This is a genomic window from Selenomonas ruminantium subsp. ruminantium ATCC 12561, assembly GCF_000424065.1.
In the GTDB taxonomy this organism is placed as follows: domain Bacteria; phylum Bacillota; class Negativicutes; order Selenomonadales; family Selenomonadaceae; genus Selenomonas_A; species Selenomonas_A ruminantium.
In genome coordinates, this window is the sequence record NZ_AUJE01000005.1 from 11,019 (window position 1) to 27,167 (window position 16,149).

3 protein-coding genes are annotated in these 16,149 nt (G+C 54.0%); all 3 read left to right on the forward strand.

All coding sequences use genetic code 11. The features are described 5' to 3' along the window. The first annotated feature begins 15 nt into the window (after positions 1–15). On the forward strand, positions 16–14,043 hold the full coding sequence (locus G598_RS0103605) for a leukotoxin LktA family filamentous adhesin (protein WP_026765789.1): 14,028 nt from the start codon (positions 16–18) through the stop codon (positions 14,041–14,043). 439 nt (positions 14,044–14,482) lie between these two features. Then, complete coding sequence (locus G598_RS19690) at positions 14,483–14,647, forward strand: hypothetical protein (RefSeq protein WP_157833263.1); 165 nt, start codon at positions 14,483–14,485, stop codon at positions 14,645–14,647. A 398-nt stretch (positions 14,648–15,045) separates the two neighbouring features. Further along, complete coding sequence (locus G598_RS0103620; protein ID WP_026765790.1) at positions 15,046–16,014, forward strand: malate dehydrogenase; 969 nt, start codon at positions 15,046–15,048, stop codon at positions 16,012–16,014. Positions 16,015–16,149 lie beyond the last annotated feature (135 nt).

The following is a 16,149-nucleotide window of genomic DNA, read 5'->3' on the forward strand; positions in this document are numbered from 1 at the left end:
AAGGAGCGAAATATCGTGAATAAGACATATAAGATTATCTGGAGCCACGTGCGGAAATGCTATGTGGTGGTTTCCGAATATGCCAAGAGCCACGGTAAAAACAATACAAAAAGTGTCCTTGCACGAGTAACGCCGATCCTCTTCGGGGGGACGTTGCTAGCATCAACTGCCATGCCGTCATGGGCTGCGGCGCAGAATATTGAAAAAGTCAATGGGGAGAAGTTCAATAATCAGGTAAACCAAATCTATGCCGATAAGCTGGTGAATTCAACTGCCGTCAATGCCTTCAAAAACTTTGAGCTGGATGCTGGCCGGATTGCGAATATGCATATGGGCACCGCAGCAAACCCCAATGCGGCCGGGAGTCTGGTGAACTTTGTCAATAATCAGGCCAGTATCAGCGGCACGGTCAATGCGGTGAAGAATGGCAGCATTGGTGGCAATCTTTATTTTCTCTCTCCCAATGGTGTGGTTGTGAGTTCTTCTGGTATCATCAACGCAGGCAGCGTTCACCTGCTGGCTCCCTCCCAGTCAGAATACAATGCCATGGTGGGCAGCTCCGGTGTTAATGACACGGGCTTCTCCCAGCGCTGGAGCAAGATTCAGGACGGCAGCATCCCCCTTAATGCCGATGCCACCATTGCCGTCAGCGGCAAAATAAGCGCCGTGGACGGCATCGGCATCCATGCCGGCAGCGTCAATATCAAGACGGGGGCTGCGCTTACGAGTAGTGATGCGTTGGACTTTGCCAATCTGGTTAATGTTTCCGGGGCAAGTGCCGGTCTGGACGGGAATCTCAAATTGCAAAAAGCAAATAAAAGCGGCAAAATTGTGCTGGCCGCAAAGGCTGACAGCGGTACCACCAGCGACTGGACAAATATAAAACTCACGCCTGCTGTCACCGTGGCAGAGGGGGCGGCGGTCAGTGCAGCGGGGGATGTGTCTATTACTGCTGAGGCCAAGAATGAAGAAGCATTCGTGATTGGGACGGTTAAGGCCACGGTGAACGCCAACGGCGCGATTACCGGCAACAACGTCAAAATCGCCTCCAAGGCAGAAGATGTCTTTGTGACCAATGGCGGCGATCATATTGCTTCCCTGCAGAATATGTTTACCGGCAGCGGCAGTTACGACCTGTTAGGTGCCGCCGCTGATGTGCTCAGAACCCTCAGCGTGGACACGGTGGCAGCTGTCCATGATGTAAAGGCTGAGACCAATATCGGCAAAAATGCGGTTATCAAGGCCACAGGTGCCGATCCCACGGACGGAAAGGCCCTCTCCATCACGGCGGACAGCACCCTTACCGCCGGGATGGCTACCAGCCCCGACGGGATCGTGGGGGACATCCTGAATATTGTCAACGACCGCAAGATACATAGCAAGCTGCGCACAGGTGCCCAGAGCACTTCTGTGGCGGTGGGCAAGCTGGATAATGCGGCTATCGTGAACGTGGAAGGAACGCTGGAAACCACTCAGGGCGGCGTAAAGGCAGCTGCCACCGCCAATGCCTCTCCCACCATCAGCGCAGTAGACTCGCTGACTAAGACAGAAAATTCTGCCCTTATGCTCGGAGTCGGTGTACTCACAGGCACGAACACCAGCGAGACGAATCTGAAAAACAGTGCCAAACTGCGAAATATCAAAGGGGAATTTGCGGCATCGGCTAATGCCACGGAAAAAATATCCCTGAAAGCGGGCGTCAAATCCTCTAATGACAACGCCATGGCCGGGACGGCTGTGGCGGTGATGGACAATGATTCCTCGGCCAGGCTTTCCGTAGATACGGGGATCAAGGCAGGTGCAGTGAAACTTTCCTCAGACAACACCATCACGGCCAACAAGCTCACGGCGTCCAATTCCATCGGCGCATCCACGGTAAGCGGCGAGAACGTGGAGCAGAGTCTCCTTACCAGCAGCAGCAAGTACATCGGCAACCTCAAAAACTCCTTGGTGGACGGCATCTTCAGCAAGCTGGGAGGCGGCAAAACCGAGACTGCCAGCCCTCTCTTCGAGGAAGCTTCCCAACTCTTTAACGCCGGAGCCAGTGTGGCGGTGGCCAGCCAGACCAATACGGCCAGAACCATCCTGACGAAAAATGCCAATATAGAAGCGACAGGCGATGTGAAGGTCACCAGCGGCCTGAAAGCAGAAAACACCCATATGTATGCCTCCGGCTCCACGGGCAACGCTCTCCAGAAGAAAATTGATGAGAACAACAAGGAAAGCGTACAGAAGGTGAAGATTCAGGCCTCGGTGCTGGTGGCAGATATTGACAGCGAGGCGCAGGTGGAGATTGAGGACGGCACGGAGGCAAACCATGCCAGGATCAGCGGCGGCAATGTGACCCTTGCCTCAACTAGCGACTTCACCCATGCCCTGGATAATCTGCTGGACGATTTCGATACCATTGAGAAAGGAATCAAGGATCTGCAAGACACGGGTCTTTCCGAGGACTGGGCAGCACTGGCCATGGCGGTGAACAATTACCGTACGGATGTGGGAACTGTAGGTGATATTGCACCTGCCGCCATGAAGGTGCTGACGACGCTGAAGAAGTACCCGGCTGCCTTCACTTCCATCGGCCCCAAGCTTACGGCCTTTTTGAAGGTGGAAAACTATGCCAATTTCGCTGTTTCCTCCGCTACAGAGGGCGGCAGCGACAAAAATCCTTCCTATAATCCCAGCCGCGATCTGTCCAAGGACAACGCTAAGCTGGCTATCGCAGGTGCAGTGGATGTGGCTGTCACCGCTGACAGCGCCAAGGTGGCTTTGGGCAAATATGCCGCCATCAGGAGCACGGGAGCTGCGTCTATCACTGCCAATCTTGACCATCCCGATTCTTCCCTAAATGGCAATCTGGGCCTGCAGACGGGGGATCAGAATGCCATCGGCGGCGTAGTATCTGTCTTTAACGCTGAACGCCATGGGGAAATCACCGTGGCAGAAGGGGCAGACCTTGAGGGGAGCACTCTGTCCCTGAATGCCATCAGCAATACCAATCATGTGGATCTGGCAACGGGCGCCAGCATAGGCGGCGATACCGGCGTCAAGGGCATGGTGACCTATGTGGCAGGGGACAATACGGCAAAAGTGGATATCGCGGACAATACGAAGCTCGCCTCTGCCGGAGCCATGTCTGTCACCGCCGACAACACGGCTGCCCTCACCAATATCGCCGGTTCCTTCGGCTTTGGAGCTGCCACCGGGGTAGGGGCCTCTGTGGCCGTGAACGATATGGAAGTGGACAGCATTGTAAAGGTGGGCAAGGCCACCATAAATGCAGGCAGTCTGAAGGCCGACTCCCAGCTGGATGGCACCATCAATTCCGTGGCTGTAGCCGGTGGCATCGCCGCAGCCTCGGACGATGATGAGGCCGGTGGCATCGCCAAGCTCACGGCCAAACTGATGAACACGAAAAACAAAGTGGCCAACGTCTGGCGCAGCGCCAATGACAAAATCAATAAGATTGTGCCGGAAACCGTAAGAAAGGCTGCTGACATCAAAGAGAACAAGAAACTCAAGACCGATAACGTGGCCAAGAACCCCACGGCTAACAAGAAACTGCCCGAGATCAGCATCGCCGGGGCAGGCAGCGTGGCCCTGAACCTTTTGGACAGAACCACCCATACCATTATTGATGGGGCAAATATCAGCCTGAACGGAAGTGACAGGAAAGCTGCCTTGTCGGCCAAGGATTCTGGCTTTACCGGGGCCTGGGCCGGTGCGGCGGGAATTACATTCAACACGCGAAAGCTGGGCGGCGACAACGAGAACAGCACGAACGTAGGTGTCGCAGGTTCCGTTGGCTGGACGGCGCTGGACACGGATACCGTTTCCGCCATCCGCAACAGCAAGATCATCGGTGCCTCTGCCATCACCAATGAGGCAGAGCGCAGCGGGGCTATGGTTTCGGCAGGCCTGGGCATGGCTCTGGCCACCTCCGGGGATGCCAAGGGCGGCTCCAGCTATACAGGGGCGGCCTCTGTCTCTGTGGCCGATATCGACAACATCCTGAAGGCAGAGCTTGCCAATAACACGGTTACGAATAGTGGCAGTGTCACGAACACGGTGACGGATTCTGATACGTTGGTAACTGGTGGCGTAAACGCTTCCATTGCTGCCGGCAAGTCCAAGAGTGCCGCCGTAGGGGGCAGCGTGGTATATAACCGCATAGATAATCAAATGGATGCCCTGATCACCGGGGGCAGCTATGCCCTGACGGGGGATCTTACCAACAAAATAAGTACCGGCATTACCGAAGTCGGGGGAGCCGTGGGCCTGGCTCTTGCCACCTCCTCCGGCAGCGGGGGGAAGTCCTATGGCTTTGAAGGGGCTGTGGCCTATAATGGTCTTACCAATACAGCCAATGCTATCTTGGATGGTGCTGCCATCACGGCCAGAAATGTGACCGTGGATGCCCGGGATACCAAGGACCTTTCCAAGCAATATGATACCTACATCAATGAGCGTGGCCTCGATGCCACGGGCAAAACCTATGCGGAAGCCATCGAAGATGCTCTCGACGATGAAGGCAAGGCCAATATCTCCTCAGAAGGTGGCAACATCATCGTGGGGGCAGCCCTGTCTGCGGCTGCATCTCTGGGCGAAAGCGGCTCGGCTGCAGTGGATGCGGCTCTTTCCATCAGCGAGGTGGATAATGATTTCACGGCCGCTATCAAAAATGGCAGTAAAATCACGGGCAGTGGTCTCTTAAATGTCAAGGCGGACAGCAAGACGCTGGCCATCGGCGCAGCTGCCGGGGGTGGCGGCACTTCTGATGGTTTCGGCGGCGCCGGTTCCTTCAGCTGGCAGACAGACAACAATGATGTGACGGCAGAAATCAGCGGCTCTGAGGTCAAGGGCGTGAGCGGCAGCATTGTCAATGCCAATACCGCCGCCAAGGATATCAATGTGGCGGGCCAGGTGGCCGTGGGCAATGTAGCGGTGGGCCTGGCGGGTGCCTACAACCGTTTGGAAAACACTACCGGCGCCTATGTAAAGAATTCCCAGTTTGCAGATGATACCGCCAAGACCATTGCCATCGGTGCCCGGAATGAAGGCCGGGTTTATGCCGTGACTGCAGGTGTGGCCGCTTCCCGGGAAAAACTGGCGGCTAATGGTGCCGTAGCCGTGAACAGCGGTGCGGATAATATCAAGGCCGAACTTTCCAACGGTACGGTGAAGAATGCCACCAGTATTTCCGTAGCCTCCGAAGATGATACGAAGAAACTGGCGGTAGCCGGCGGCTTTACCCTGTCCCAGGGGACGGCCATTGGCGGTGCTGTGGCTTATAATGCCATTGGCGATACTGATCGTCAGATAAACAGCGCTATAATCAATGGCACCACCATTGACCATAATACCTCCAAGATAAATGTCACGGCTGCCGATACATCCGGCCTGACCACCATTGGTTTTGGCGTGGGTCTGGCTAATGGTTCGCCGGCTGTGAACGGTGCGGCAGCGGTAGGGCTGAAGTCTGCCGATGTGACCGCTGAAGTGGCCGGCACGAATATCAAGAACTCCACCGGCAATCTCAATGTGAAAGCCAGCACCACTGACGATTTCAGCACCAATGCCGCCGTGGCCGCCGTGGGCGAGTCCGCCGCTATTGGTGTGGGCGTGGGCGTCACCCGTGACGAAACCCATACTACGGCCAGATTCTCCGGCGGCAGCTTCACCGGCAATGGTTTTGACCTGGGTTCTGTCAGCCATGCGGACATCACCACCGTGGGCGTTGGTGGCGGCGTAAATTACGGCAGCGGTCTGGGCATGGCTGGTTCGGCAACCATAAACCTTATCGACACGGAGACGAAGGCTCTCGTGCAGAACGGCGCCAATATCAGCGCCAAATCCCCGGCAATTACTGCCATCAGCGATGAGAAGATTGCCAATTATGTAGGCGCACTTTCCATATCGTCTCAGGGCGCAGCCATCGGGGCTTCTGTCAGTGTCAATGAGATCGACAGCGAAACGGAAGCCGCTGTTGAGGGTGCGGCGACGAAGGTCAGCTCCACCGGTTCCGCTACCCATGAAGTAAACGATACCGTAAAGGACAGCGATATCCTGAATGATTTCGTGGACAAGGATGCCTTTGCCTCCGCAAAGAGCCTGAAGGATGCCAGAACGGCGGCGAAATATGACGGGCTGCTTGTGGACGCCTCGGGGACGCATACGATGAAGTCGTTCCTGGTGAACGCAGGCGGCACGGGTACCGGCGCGGCAGTTAACGGTACGGTGAACGTGAACACGATTGGCGGCTCCACCAAGGCTCGCATCACGGATGCCAAGGTGAACAATGCTTCTGCCAATAAGAGCAATGTGAATGTCATCGCCCATGACTATGCCAACAGTGCAGGGCTGGTAGGCACGGCCAATCTGGCCATTGAAGGCGCAGCAGTGGGCCTGGGTTCCGATACGAACAAGGTCACGCGTACAACGGAGGCCGCCATCGTCGGCCCATCGTCAAAATACGATATGTATGCAAACAATGTGACCATCGAGGCAAAATCCCGGCAGGGCATCTCGTCGCTTGCGGCGGGCGGCTCCATCGCGGCAGAGGGGGCGGGCGTCTCCGCCGCCACCGGCGTGACGCTGCTTGACGGCGCGACGAATGCGTTCCTTAAAAACGTGAACATCCGGAACGCCCACGATATTATCGTGTCGGCGGACCATCTCTCGCGGGCCCACGTCTTTGGTGTGGTGTTCGGGGGCGCGGGCATCGGCGCGGGCGTCGGCATCGCCGTCGGCTACGTCGATGACAGGAGCGTCACCGAGGCGACCGCCGGGAACATCGGCGTGAGCTTCGACGGGAACAAGAAATACAACTTTGACGTTAAGGCGAAGAATAAACTGAAACTCGCCTACACGGAAACCGGCATCGGCGGCGCGGGGCTTGGCGCGGGCGTCGCTGGCTCCATCGGCGTCTCGGAGTCGAACAGCACGACGGAAGCGAATCTTGTGAACAGCACGGTGGGCGCTACGTCGGCCCGTGCGAAGAGCGCAAGCGTCGCCGCTGAAAACGAGATGACCCTCACCCAAAGGGCGGGCGTGGGCTCCGCCGGGGCTGCGGGCGTCGGCGTGGGCGTCTCGGTGAACAAGCTGGACAGCGCCACGAACGTAAACATCGAGAACAGCAAGGTCTACGCGAACGGGATCGCCGCGACGGCGAGTGACAGCAAGGATGTGGACCAGATGGCGGCCAACGCCGGGGTCGGGGGCGCGGCCATCGGCCTGAACGTGATGGTCACCAACGTGGGCAAGGACATCCTGGCAAGCTACGACGCGGGTCAAGGCAATACGATGAACCTGGAGGACGTCTTCTCCGACGTGAACGGCGCCATGAAGGCGGGGAACCTTTCTGAACAGGAAAGCCACGGCGTGGCGGGAAACGGCGGCAACGCGCTCACGAATACGAGGAGTGCCGTCACCCGCGCCGCGAAGGCGCAAAGCTCCGCTTCGGGTATTAATGTGACGGGCAGTACCCTGGATTCGGCGGGGAATGTGGCCCTTGAGGCAGATGCCAAGACCAATGCCGAGATGAAGAGCGTAGCTGCCACGGCAGGGGGAAGTGCGGCCGTCAGCGGCACGGTGGCTATGCTGGATGTGGCAGGCAACTCCGTAGGAGAAGTCCGCAATTCCACCATAACGGCTAATGCCGGTGATATCACCATTGACACTCATCAGGGCGGCCTTTCCACTCTGGAAGTCAAGCAGGGAGCCCTCAGCGGCACATTGTCCCTCTCGGGCGCCTATGGCAAGGTCAGCAAGAGCGGCCTTACGGATCTGCAGCTTTCCGGCAATACCATGAATGCTAAAAATCTTTCCATTGGTGCCAGTGATGAAAGCCGGGCCAAAATTGACGCCTTGGGCGCATCCGGGGCCATCGCCGGTTCCGTGAATGTCCTGATTGGCGAGGTGGAAAACAAGGGCAAGGTATCCGTGGCCCTGCAGGGCGGCAACACCCTGAAAACCTCGGATAAACTGCTGGTGGTCGCATCCCGCGGGCCGGAAAAGGATGATCAGAAAACCGCTGAAGTAACCACCCAGGCTGTTTCCGCTGCCATTGGTGTAGCCGGTACGGGTATCTCTGCCACGGCCCATGATGCCAGCGAGACCGCCGTAACGTTAAATACGGCCAAGAATAAGAACGCCAACAGCCTGAGTGCAGGCACCATCGGCATTACGGCCCTGAATTCTCCCAATGTAAAGACGGAGACCAAGTCTGCCGCCGCTTCCCTGTTGGTCAGCGGTGCGGTAACGGTGGCAGATTCCTCTGCCGGGACGAAGTCTGCCCCGGTGAAGAGCACCGTGGATATCGGCGATGGCACCGGTCTCTTGGCCGATGAGACGGAAATCCTCGCCCAGAATGAAATCGGTCTTACCACCGACATGAAGGGACTGGGCATCTCCGGCTATGTGGCGGCACAGGTCAATACCGGCCGGGCAGATGCCTATGGCAATTCTCAGATTAACCTTGGCAAGGTGAATGTTCAGGAACGTGGCATTCTGATGGCCATGAGCAATACCAATGTGACCAAGGATATCAAGGCGGCTGGTGTCAGCGCCGCAGGTCTGGTGGCTTCCGGCACCAATGTGGCTAAGAGCGACAGCGTGCTGAACTCTGCCATTAATGCTAGTGGCACCAATGACAAGCAGCTGCAAATCGCCCTGCTTCTGAGCACGGCCTCCGAGGACAATACGGCCAGAGCTGACGGGGACGGCGGTGCCGCAGTGGATATCTCCCCTTATGCCGCCAAGCTGGAAAACAGCCTGACCACCAATACCAGGACCAATGTCAGTGGGAACTGGAATACTTCCCTCTTTGCGGCAGGAGCTGAACTTACGGATAAGCATGACTTTACCACCGATGCAACAAGGGCAGCCATTGCCGGCGGCAGCGGTGTAGGCATCACCAATACGGCTACCCACACCACGGCCATCAACGTGAATAATGCCAATATCAGGACGAATTTCACCCAGGGCTACAATGCTAACAACAATATTGACTACAAAGATACCCAGAAGGCCGGCAGCTACGGCGGCGTCACGGGCAGCGACTCGGCTGTGAAGAACACTATCAATGCTGCTGCCGATGTGAACATCACCGGCAGTACTCTCAAAGGGCTGGATGAATCTTCCCTGCGAGCCCAGGCCAAGACTGATAGTAAAATTGTGAGCAAGAATAATGTGGAAGGGGCAGGCGTTGTCCAGATTCTGGTGGGCAGCAGTGACAGCGATACGTCCTTTACCGACCGGGTTACGGTGAACAATGCCAATCTCTCCACGGAAAAAGGAGATATTTCTCTGGCTGCCACCAGTGATATTGACCATGACCTGGAAGCAGAATCCGTGGACGAAGGCGGCGCTTCCGGCGTTACCACGGTAAAGAACACGAACAAGCTCACCCGCCGGGATAAGGTTGACATTACCGGCAGCGCGAAGCTGGCCAGCGGCCATGACCTGATGCTGCTCGCAGGGGCCGATGAAAACAAGACTCCCTCCAACCTGCGTCTTTTGACTTATGCCAATGCCCATAATGCCACCTTTATTCCCGCTGAGACTTCGCCTACGATCAATGAGACTTTGACCCTTGACAGGGGCGTGACGGTGGGCAGTGGTGCCAATACCACCTCTGTGCGCCATACCTATCTCAAAGCAGACGAGGGAAGTTCTTATATTGAAGAATCGGCCCGTCAGTTCAAGATTTATGGCAGTGGCGAAACCGGCACCCGGCGGCTTACCAGCACGGCTTTAGGCGACAGTGAGGTTTCTCAGAATAAGACTGCCAAGGTGGATGTGCAGGGCAAAGTTACCGCCGGCATCCATAATAAGCTGGACATAGATATTACGGGTAATCTCGCCCTGAAGGGATCGACCGCAGCAGATGCCGCCATCGATACCAGCAAAGTCAAAGTCACGTCCAAGCAGGCGTGGTTCAACCCGGCCAATGCATTGATGCAGATAACACGCGAGAATAACTACCTTGACCGCTACAGGCAACTCGCAGAGGTGGCGAAGAGTTACAGCGCAGACAGTATGGAGTACATGGCTCTGAAAAGCGAGGTTGACGCACTCATTCAACTGATGGACGATGCAGGCTTCATCTACAAGGATTCGGACGGAAACTTTGCGATTATCACGGAGTATCCTATTCCAGCGATTAAGTTACCCGATATCAATGTGTCCGGTGGAAATGTATTCGCCGATACAGGGACGCTCACGGGACAGAGTAATATCTCTGCCAACGGCGCACCGCATATCAACATAACGAATAGTGGGAACTCACTGCTTGTGCTGAACAATGTAAAAATCGACGATGGTGGCGGAAGGCTCTATCTTAATGACAAAATCATAAAAGATGAAAACGGAGAATCCGTCATTTCCATAAAATCGACAGGCAAAGCAGACGCAGTATCGACGCCTGATATACTGATTGAGGGCACTGTAGAGAATCTGCCGGGCAGCGTGAACATCGTAAATGACCGTTATGACATTGGCGTAACTGGGGCAGTGAACGGACGTTCCGTGAAGATGTTCGCCGACCATGGAGCAATCAATCTCTCAAATCCTGACAGCCGCTTGAATATCGGTGGCGATCCGATGCCTAAGTTCCAGTTTGATGAGGTCACGGCCAAGAAAATCCAGAAAAAGATCTCTGAGATTGCTATGACTGGCGCCAAGAACTCCGGATACATAAGGTTCGAAACTTACAATGATTACAGGAAATGGCTCAAAGACACCGTGGGACTCACGGATGCTGAGATAAAGTACACATTGGATGAGAGCGCGGGCTACATTGCAGGAGGAAATATCTCGATCAATGCAAAGACCATAAATGTGAATGGCCTTATCCAGAGTGGCTATATGAGCTACAAGAACACCATTACCCAAAACGACCTGACGAAGATTACGCAAGCATCATCTGGTTCTAAACTTGCAGATGATGATGTAATCGGGAATAAGCGATATCAGGTCGGAAAGAGCGGGCAGATCTATAACAGCGACACGAAGTTTTACGATTATGCCGTGCCGGTTTACTACAATCCCACTACAGGGCACTTGTTGACAGAAGATATAGATGTGCGTGGTGGACGAATTGATTTGAAGGGGGCTATAGCCAGCACCGGGAATGGCCGCATCGTGGCGGCAAACGGGCCAGCAGATATTTCCATTGATACCAGCCAGGCAAAAGCCGACCTTTACATTGGAAAAATCACGAATAATGACCGGGAGGGGTTTGTGCGTATCACAGATACGAATGACTATGATTACGATAGTTACGAACGTACGCTCCTTGGCAGGGTAACTGAATTCCAAAACGACTTATATCGCAAATACGATTTGAAATTGGAAGGTGAAAATGAGATACCAGATGACAAAGAAGGCTGGGAGGTAAACAGTTGGGCGTACTATGGAGATCCTTACCCCATCTTCTACTTCAAGCCTAAGTCGATGTTTTATCAATGGACGGGCGGTACTACGGGGCAGACCGTGGTGGACAAGTATTACAAAAAATATTATGCCTCATTTTTCGGCCTCTTCAAGCTATGGAGCTATGGTACCACGGATGAGCTGATAAAAAATATCGGCTCGGATATCCAGAATGTCCGTGTTACAACCCGTAGTGCCAGCACCGGGAACGACATGCTGCCAACGGGAGATTTCATCAAGTTATGGAATGATGAACACCTGGGCATGGTTGGACCGCGGGACGTGGAGTACGATGGCATCAGCATCTATAGTATTGTGCATAATGTTGGCAATACGGTAAAGGGCAAGGTCAACGCTTCGGAGATGTCTTATACGGACTGGACGCATACGGAAGGTTATGTTACCTATAACTGGACGGAAACGCAGGGGAATTATGTCAGCACTACTTACACGCTTAATGGTTCGAATAGATTTAGCGTTTCTCTCCCTATACCGGATGGTGATATAAACATCCGTTCCGGGGCTGGCGTTTACTTCCGCGAAAATGTTGAGACGGCGACGAATAAGACACATCCGTTAGTGCCAAACTATGTCAAGAAAGGAGTGGGCTCCATCGCTGTCACTGCCGACGGTATTATCAAGACGATGGAAGGAGCAAGGCTCATTACGGACGAACTGGAAGCCACAGGCAAGTCCATTGATGTCCAGCATGGGGCAGTAGGGGCGGATGCAGTGATAAACCTTACGGCCAGAGGCGGCAACATTAACTTTGATTCGGATAAAGGGAATCTGAAAATTCGTCAGGTAAAGATTACGAATGCGCCGGATAACGGGAAAATCAACATTACCGCTGATGGCAATATTGAAGTTTACCCAAACGAGAAGAGTCTTGTTTATAATGCAAAGGGAGAAGTTATCGGCGAAGATTTGGCGACGCTTATCGAAGCTCCAGCCATAACGCTTACCAGTGTAAATGGCGGTATCGGCACCAAGGATAATCCTCTGAGAGTACAGGCAGGAACGTCTGTTACTTCCTCGAATCGTCTGAACTCCAGCCTTACCGCCACGGCTCAAAAGGATATCAACATCCAGCAGCAGGCCGGGGATATGCGTGTGGCCAGAATCGAAAGCAAGGAAGGTGATGTAACACTTGAAGCGAAAAACGGCAGCATCGTGGACGCCAATGGCGGCGTAGATACCATCGACTCCTCGGCAGAAGAAAGGATAGCCCGCTGGAAAGAACTGGGCATGATTTCCGATGCCGACGGCGATGACAGCCGTACGGCGGCAGCCAAAGCTTCCAAGGAAAGGAAACTGTCGGCCATCGAAGGCCGCTTCAAACAACTGGCCGCCACCGAAAATAATGGTGTTCTCACGTTGAACGCTTCACGGGTTGAGGCTTACAAATCCGCTGCTGCTGCTTATGCCAAGGAGGCGGGCATTGTCAAGGCCAAGCAGGAATATATATCTGCCATGCAGGCGGCCACCACTGATGCAGCCAGAGATGCAGCCAGGGCGAGGCTCCAGGCGGTCAAGGATGCCTACTTCAAAGGCAAGGGTTTCTCAGCCGATGAGCAGAAAGCTATTGTTGACTACGGCGATCTTTCCGTCAGCGAGAACTACGGTTGGAGCAGGAACGAGCTGCTTTATGCGGTGCAGAACGGCATCGTGAATAGCAAGCCCGGCCTTATCGACATCGTGAACACGCCCAACGTTTCCGGCAAAAACATCAGGTTGCTTGCCCCTAACGGCGGCATCGGCTACAATGAGGCGGAGAAGTATATTAAAAATGAAGACATCACGAAAGAGGAGAACATGAAGCTCCTCGCCAGCGCCAAAGCCGGCGACCTTACCTGGGACAAGGATGGCGTCACCGTGCGGCGGCAGGTGCCCGTCACCCTCGACGTGGCCGAAGGCGGGACCGTGCAGCTTAACGGCAAGACCAACGTCTATGCAAGCGCCACGGCGGATTCTGCCCTGAACATAAAGGGCGGCATCGATACTGACGGGGACATCCGGTTTAGCGCGGGCAAGGGCATCTCCATTGCGGACGGCACCATGATCCGCGGGCGTAACCTTACGCTGATGAGCGGGGCGGGCGATATCGGGGCCAGCAATAAATTCCTGGAAATGATGGTGAACGGCTGGCTTATGGCCAACAGCGGCAACTCCATCTATGTTCATCAGAACGGCAATATGCCACTCACCCTGCTCTCGGCAGCGGCAGGCATGGATGCTTATCTCCGCGCCGACAACGGCATCCGCATGTACAACGGCTATGGCATGGACATGGGCTATATCAACGCGGGGCGCACCGTGGATCTTTATGCCAAGCAGGGCGATATTGAAGGCATCCGTATCCTCGCCAATGGCGCCTGGGTGAACGCAAAAGCGCCCCAGGGCAAGGTGAGCCTCGTGAATGTGGGCGGCTCCCTAACAATCAAGGAAATCGTTGAGAAGAATCCTCTTGCTGAGATACACAACAATTTAACGAAATTAATGGAGCAGAGGAATGGGAAGAACCCGTATGCTGATAAAAACAACGTTGTTCCCCAGATGAACCCGTATGCTGATAAAAACAACGTTGTTCCCCAGATAGACGCCTCCTAGACCGCCGAGGCGGAGAAAGCAGAGCTGAATGCGCAGCTTGACGCCCTTGCGAAGACGCGGCTCGAGGCTATCGCTGCCGGCACTCACAATGAAGACGCACCTACTGATGATGTAGAACCTGTAAAACCAGCAATTTCAATCTTTAAAAAATTAGATCCAAACTACCCTACTGATGATGAAGACCTTGTACAACCAGTAAATGATGTAGAACCTGTAAAACCAGCAATTAATCCAATCGACACTGATGATATAATTGATTTGTGGTGAATCAATTATCGGAATCCTGAGCGCGTCGTCGTCCAACAGGCACAAGAGGAGATCGTCGAAGTTACCTTCTCCAACGGGCACAGTATAGCATACCACGGAGAGTCAGACCATCTGGTTAGGGCATGAACAAAACTACGAAATCAAGGATGATGCCGTAGGCAGACCGGCACTTGTGCGCGGCGGTGAAAGCATCGCCATAACAAGCGTGAAATACACCGGCAAATACGAGACGGTGTACGACGTCCTGATTGGCGAGGAGGAGGACGAAGACGTGATCTTCGTCGCCGGCATCGCCGCCGAAGGCTACTTCACCAGGGGCGAGCGCGGGCTGTCGTAACAAAAGATGCCTGACGGCCCACGCGGGCAAGCATCGCGGCTTTGGCGGCAACGTAAGCGTGGCCTATACGTTCTGATGTTATTGTTTGCGAGTTGAGACAAACCAAACAGGCGCTGTGATGAAATGCGAAAGCATTTTATCCACAGCGCTTTTTGATTGCGCGATTTTCTTGTTAGCAGGTCATAAGACTATTAAACAAATTTATGATAAGATAAAAAATAATAAAATTATTTACCGCTTTTTATTGCTTTTTTCATCCTACTTTGTTATAATTATCACGTAATGAATCATAAGTGTGATTCATCATAAGAGCCATACCGAAAGCGGTTTCCTTTATGGATTGATGGAATTTACAGATTTTTGGCAATCGCTTTCTAATTCTAAGGAGGCATTTGATTATGAAGGTAACAGTTGTTGGTGCAGGTAACGTAGGCGCTACCGTAGCAAATGTACTGGCAGTAAAGAATTTCTGCAGCGAAGTTATGCTCGTGGATATTAAGAAAGGTTTTGCTGAAGGCAAGGCTATGGATATCATGCAGACGGCACATCTGCTGAACTTTGACACCACGGTAACGGGCGTTACGGCTGAAATCGGTGACGAAAACGGCTATGCACCGACGGAAGGTTCCGATGTTGTCGTTGTTACTTCCGGTATGCCGCGTAAACCGGGCATGACGCGTGAAGAACTCATCGGCGTAAATGCAAAAATCGTCAAAGGTGTTGTTGACCAGGCGCTGAAGTATTCTCCGAACGCTATCTTCATCATCATCTCCAACCCGATGGACGCTATGACGTTCCTGACGCTCAAAGATTCCAAACTGCCGCGCAACCGCGTTCTCGGTCAGGGCGGTATGCTCGACAGCAGCCGTTTCCGTTATTTCCTGTCCAGGGCTCTGCAGGAAGCTGGCTATCCGGCAACCCCGACGGACATCGACGGCACGGTTATCGGCGGCCACAGCGACAAGACCATGGTTCCTCTGACGAGCCTGGCTACTTACCGCGGTATTCCTGTAACGCAGCTTCTCAGCAAAGAACAGCTTGATGATGCTGTAGCACAGACGAAGGTTGGCGGTGCTACGCTGACCGGTCTTCTGGGTACCTCCGCTTGGTATGCTCCGGGCGCTGCTGCAGCTGCTATGGTTGAAGCAATTGCTCTCGATGCCAAGAAGCTCATGCCCTGCTGCGTATATCTCGATGGCGAATACGGCGAAAAAGACCTCTGCATCGGCGTACCCGTTATCCTCGGCAAGAACGGCATGGAAAAAATCGTTGAGTACAAGCTCGAAGGCGACGAAAAAGCTAAGTTTGATGAAAGCGTAGCTGCTGCCCGCAGCACCAACGAAAAACTCGGTGATGCACTGAAATAATCAGCGAAAATAAAGCTAAGACCCATTGACTGGTAAAAGTCAGTGGGTCTTATTTTTATTTTCAAAAACTATTAAGTTTCCCTTAAAACATGACGATATATCTTTATAGGAAGGGCGGCCTATGGCAGGGGAGGT

What these genes read in the sequence shown, in the direction of transcription:
- G598_RS0103620 (WP_026765790.1), top strand. Translation starts at nt 15,046, where the DNA reads ATGAAGGTAACAGTTGTTGGTGCAGGTAACGTAGGCGCTACCGTAGCA.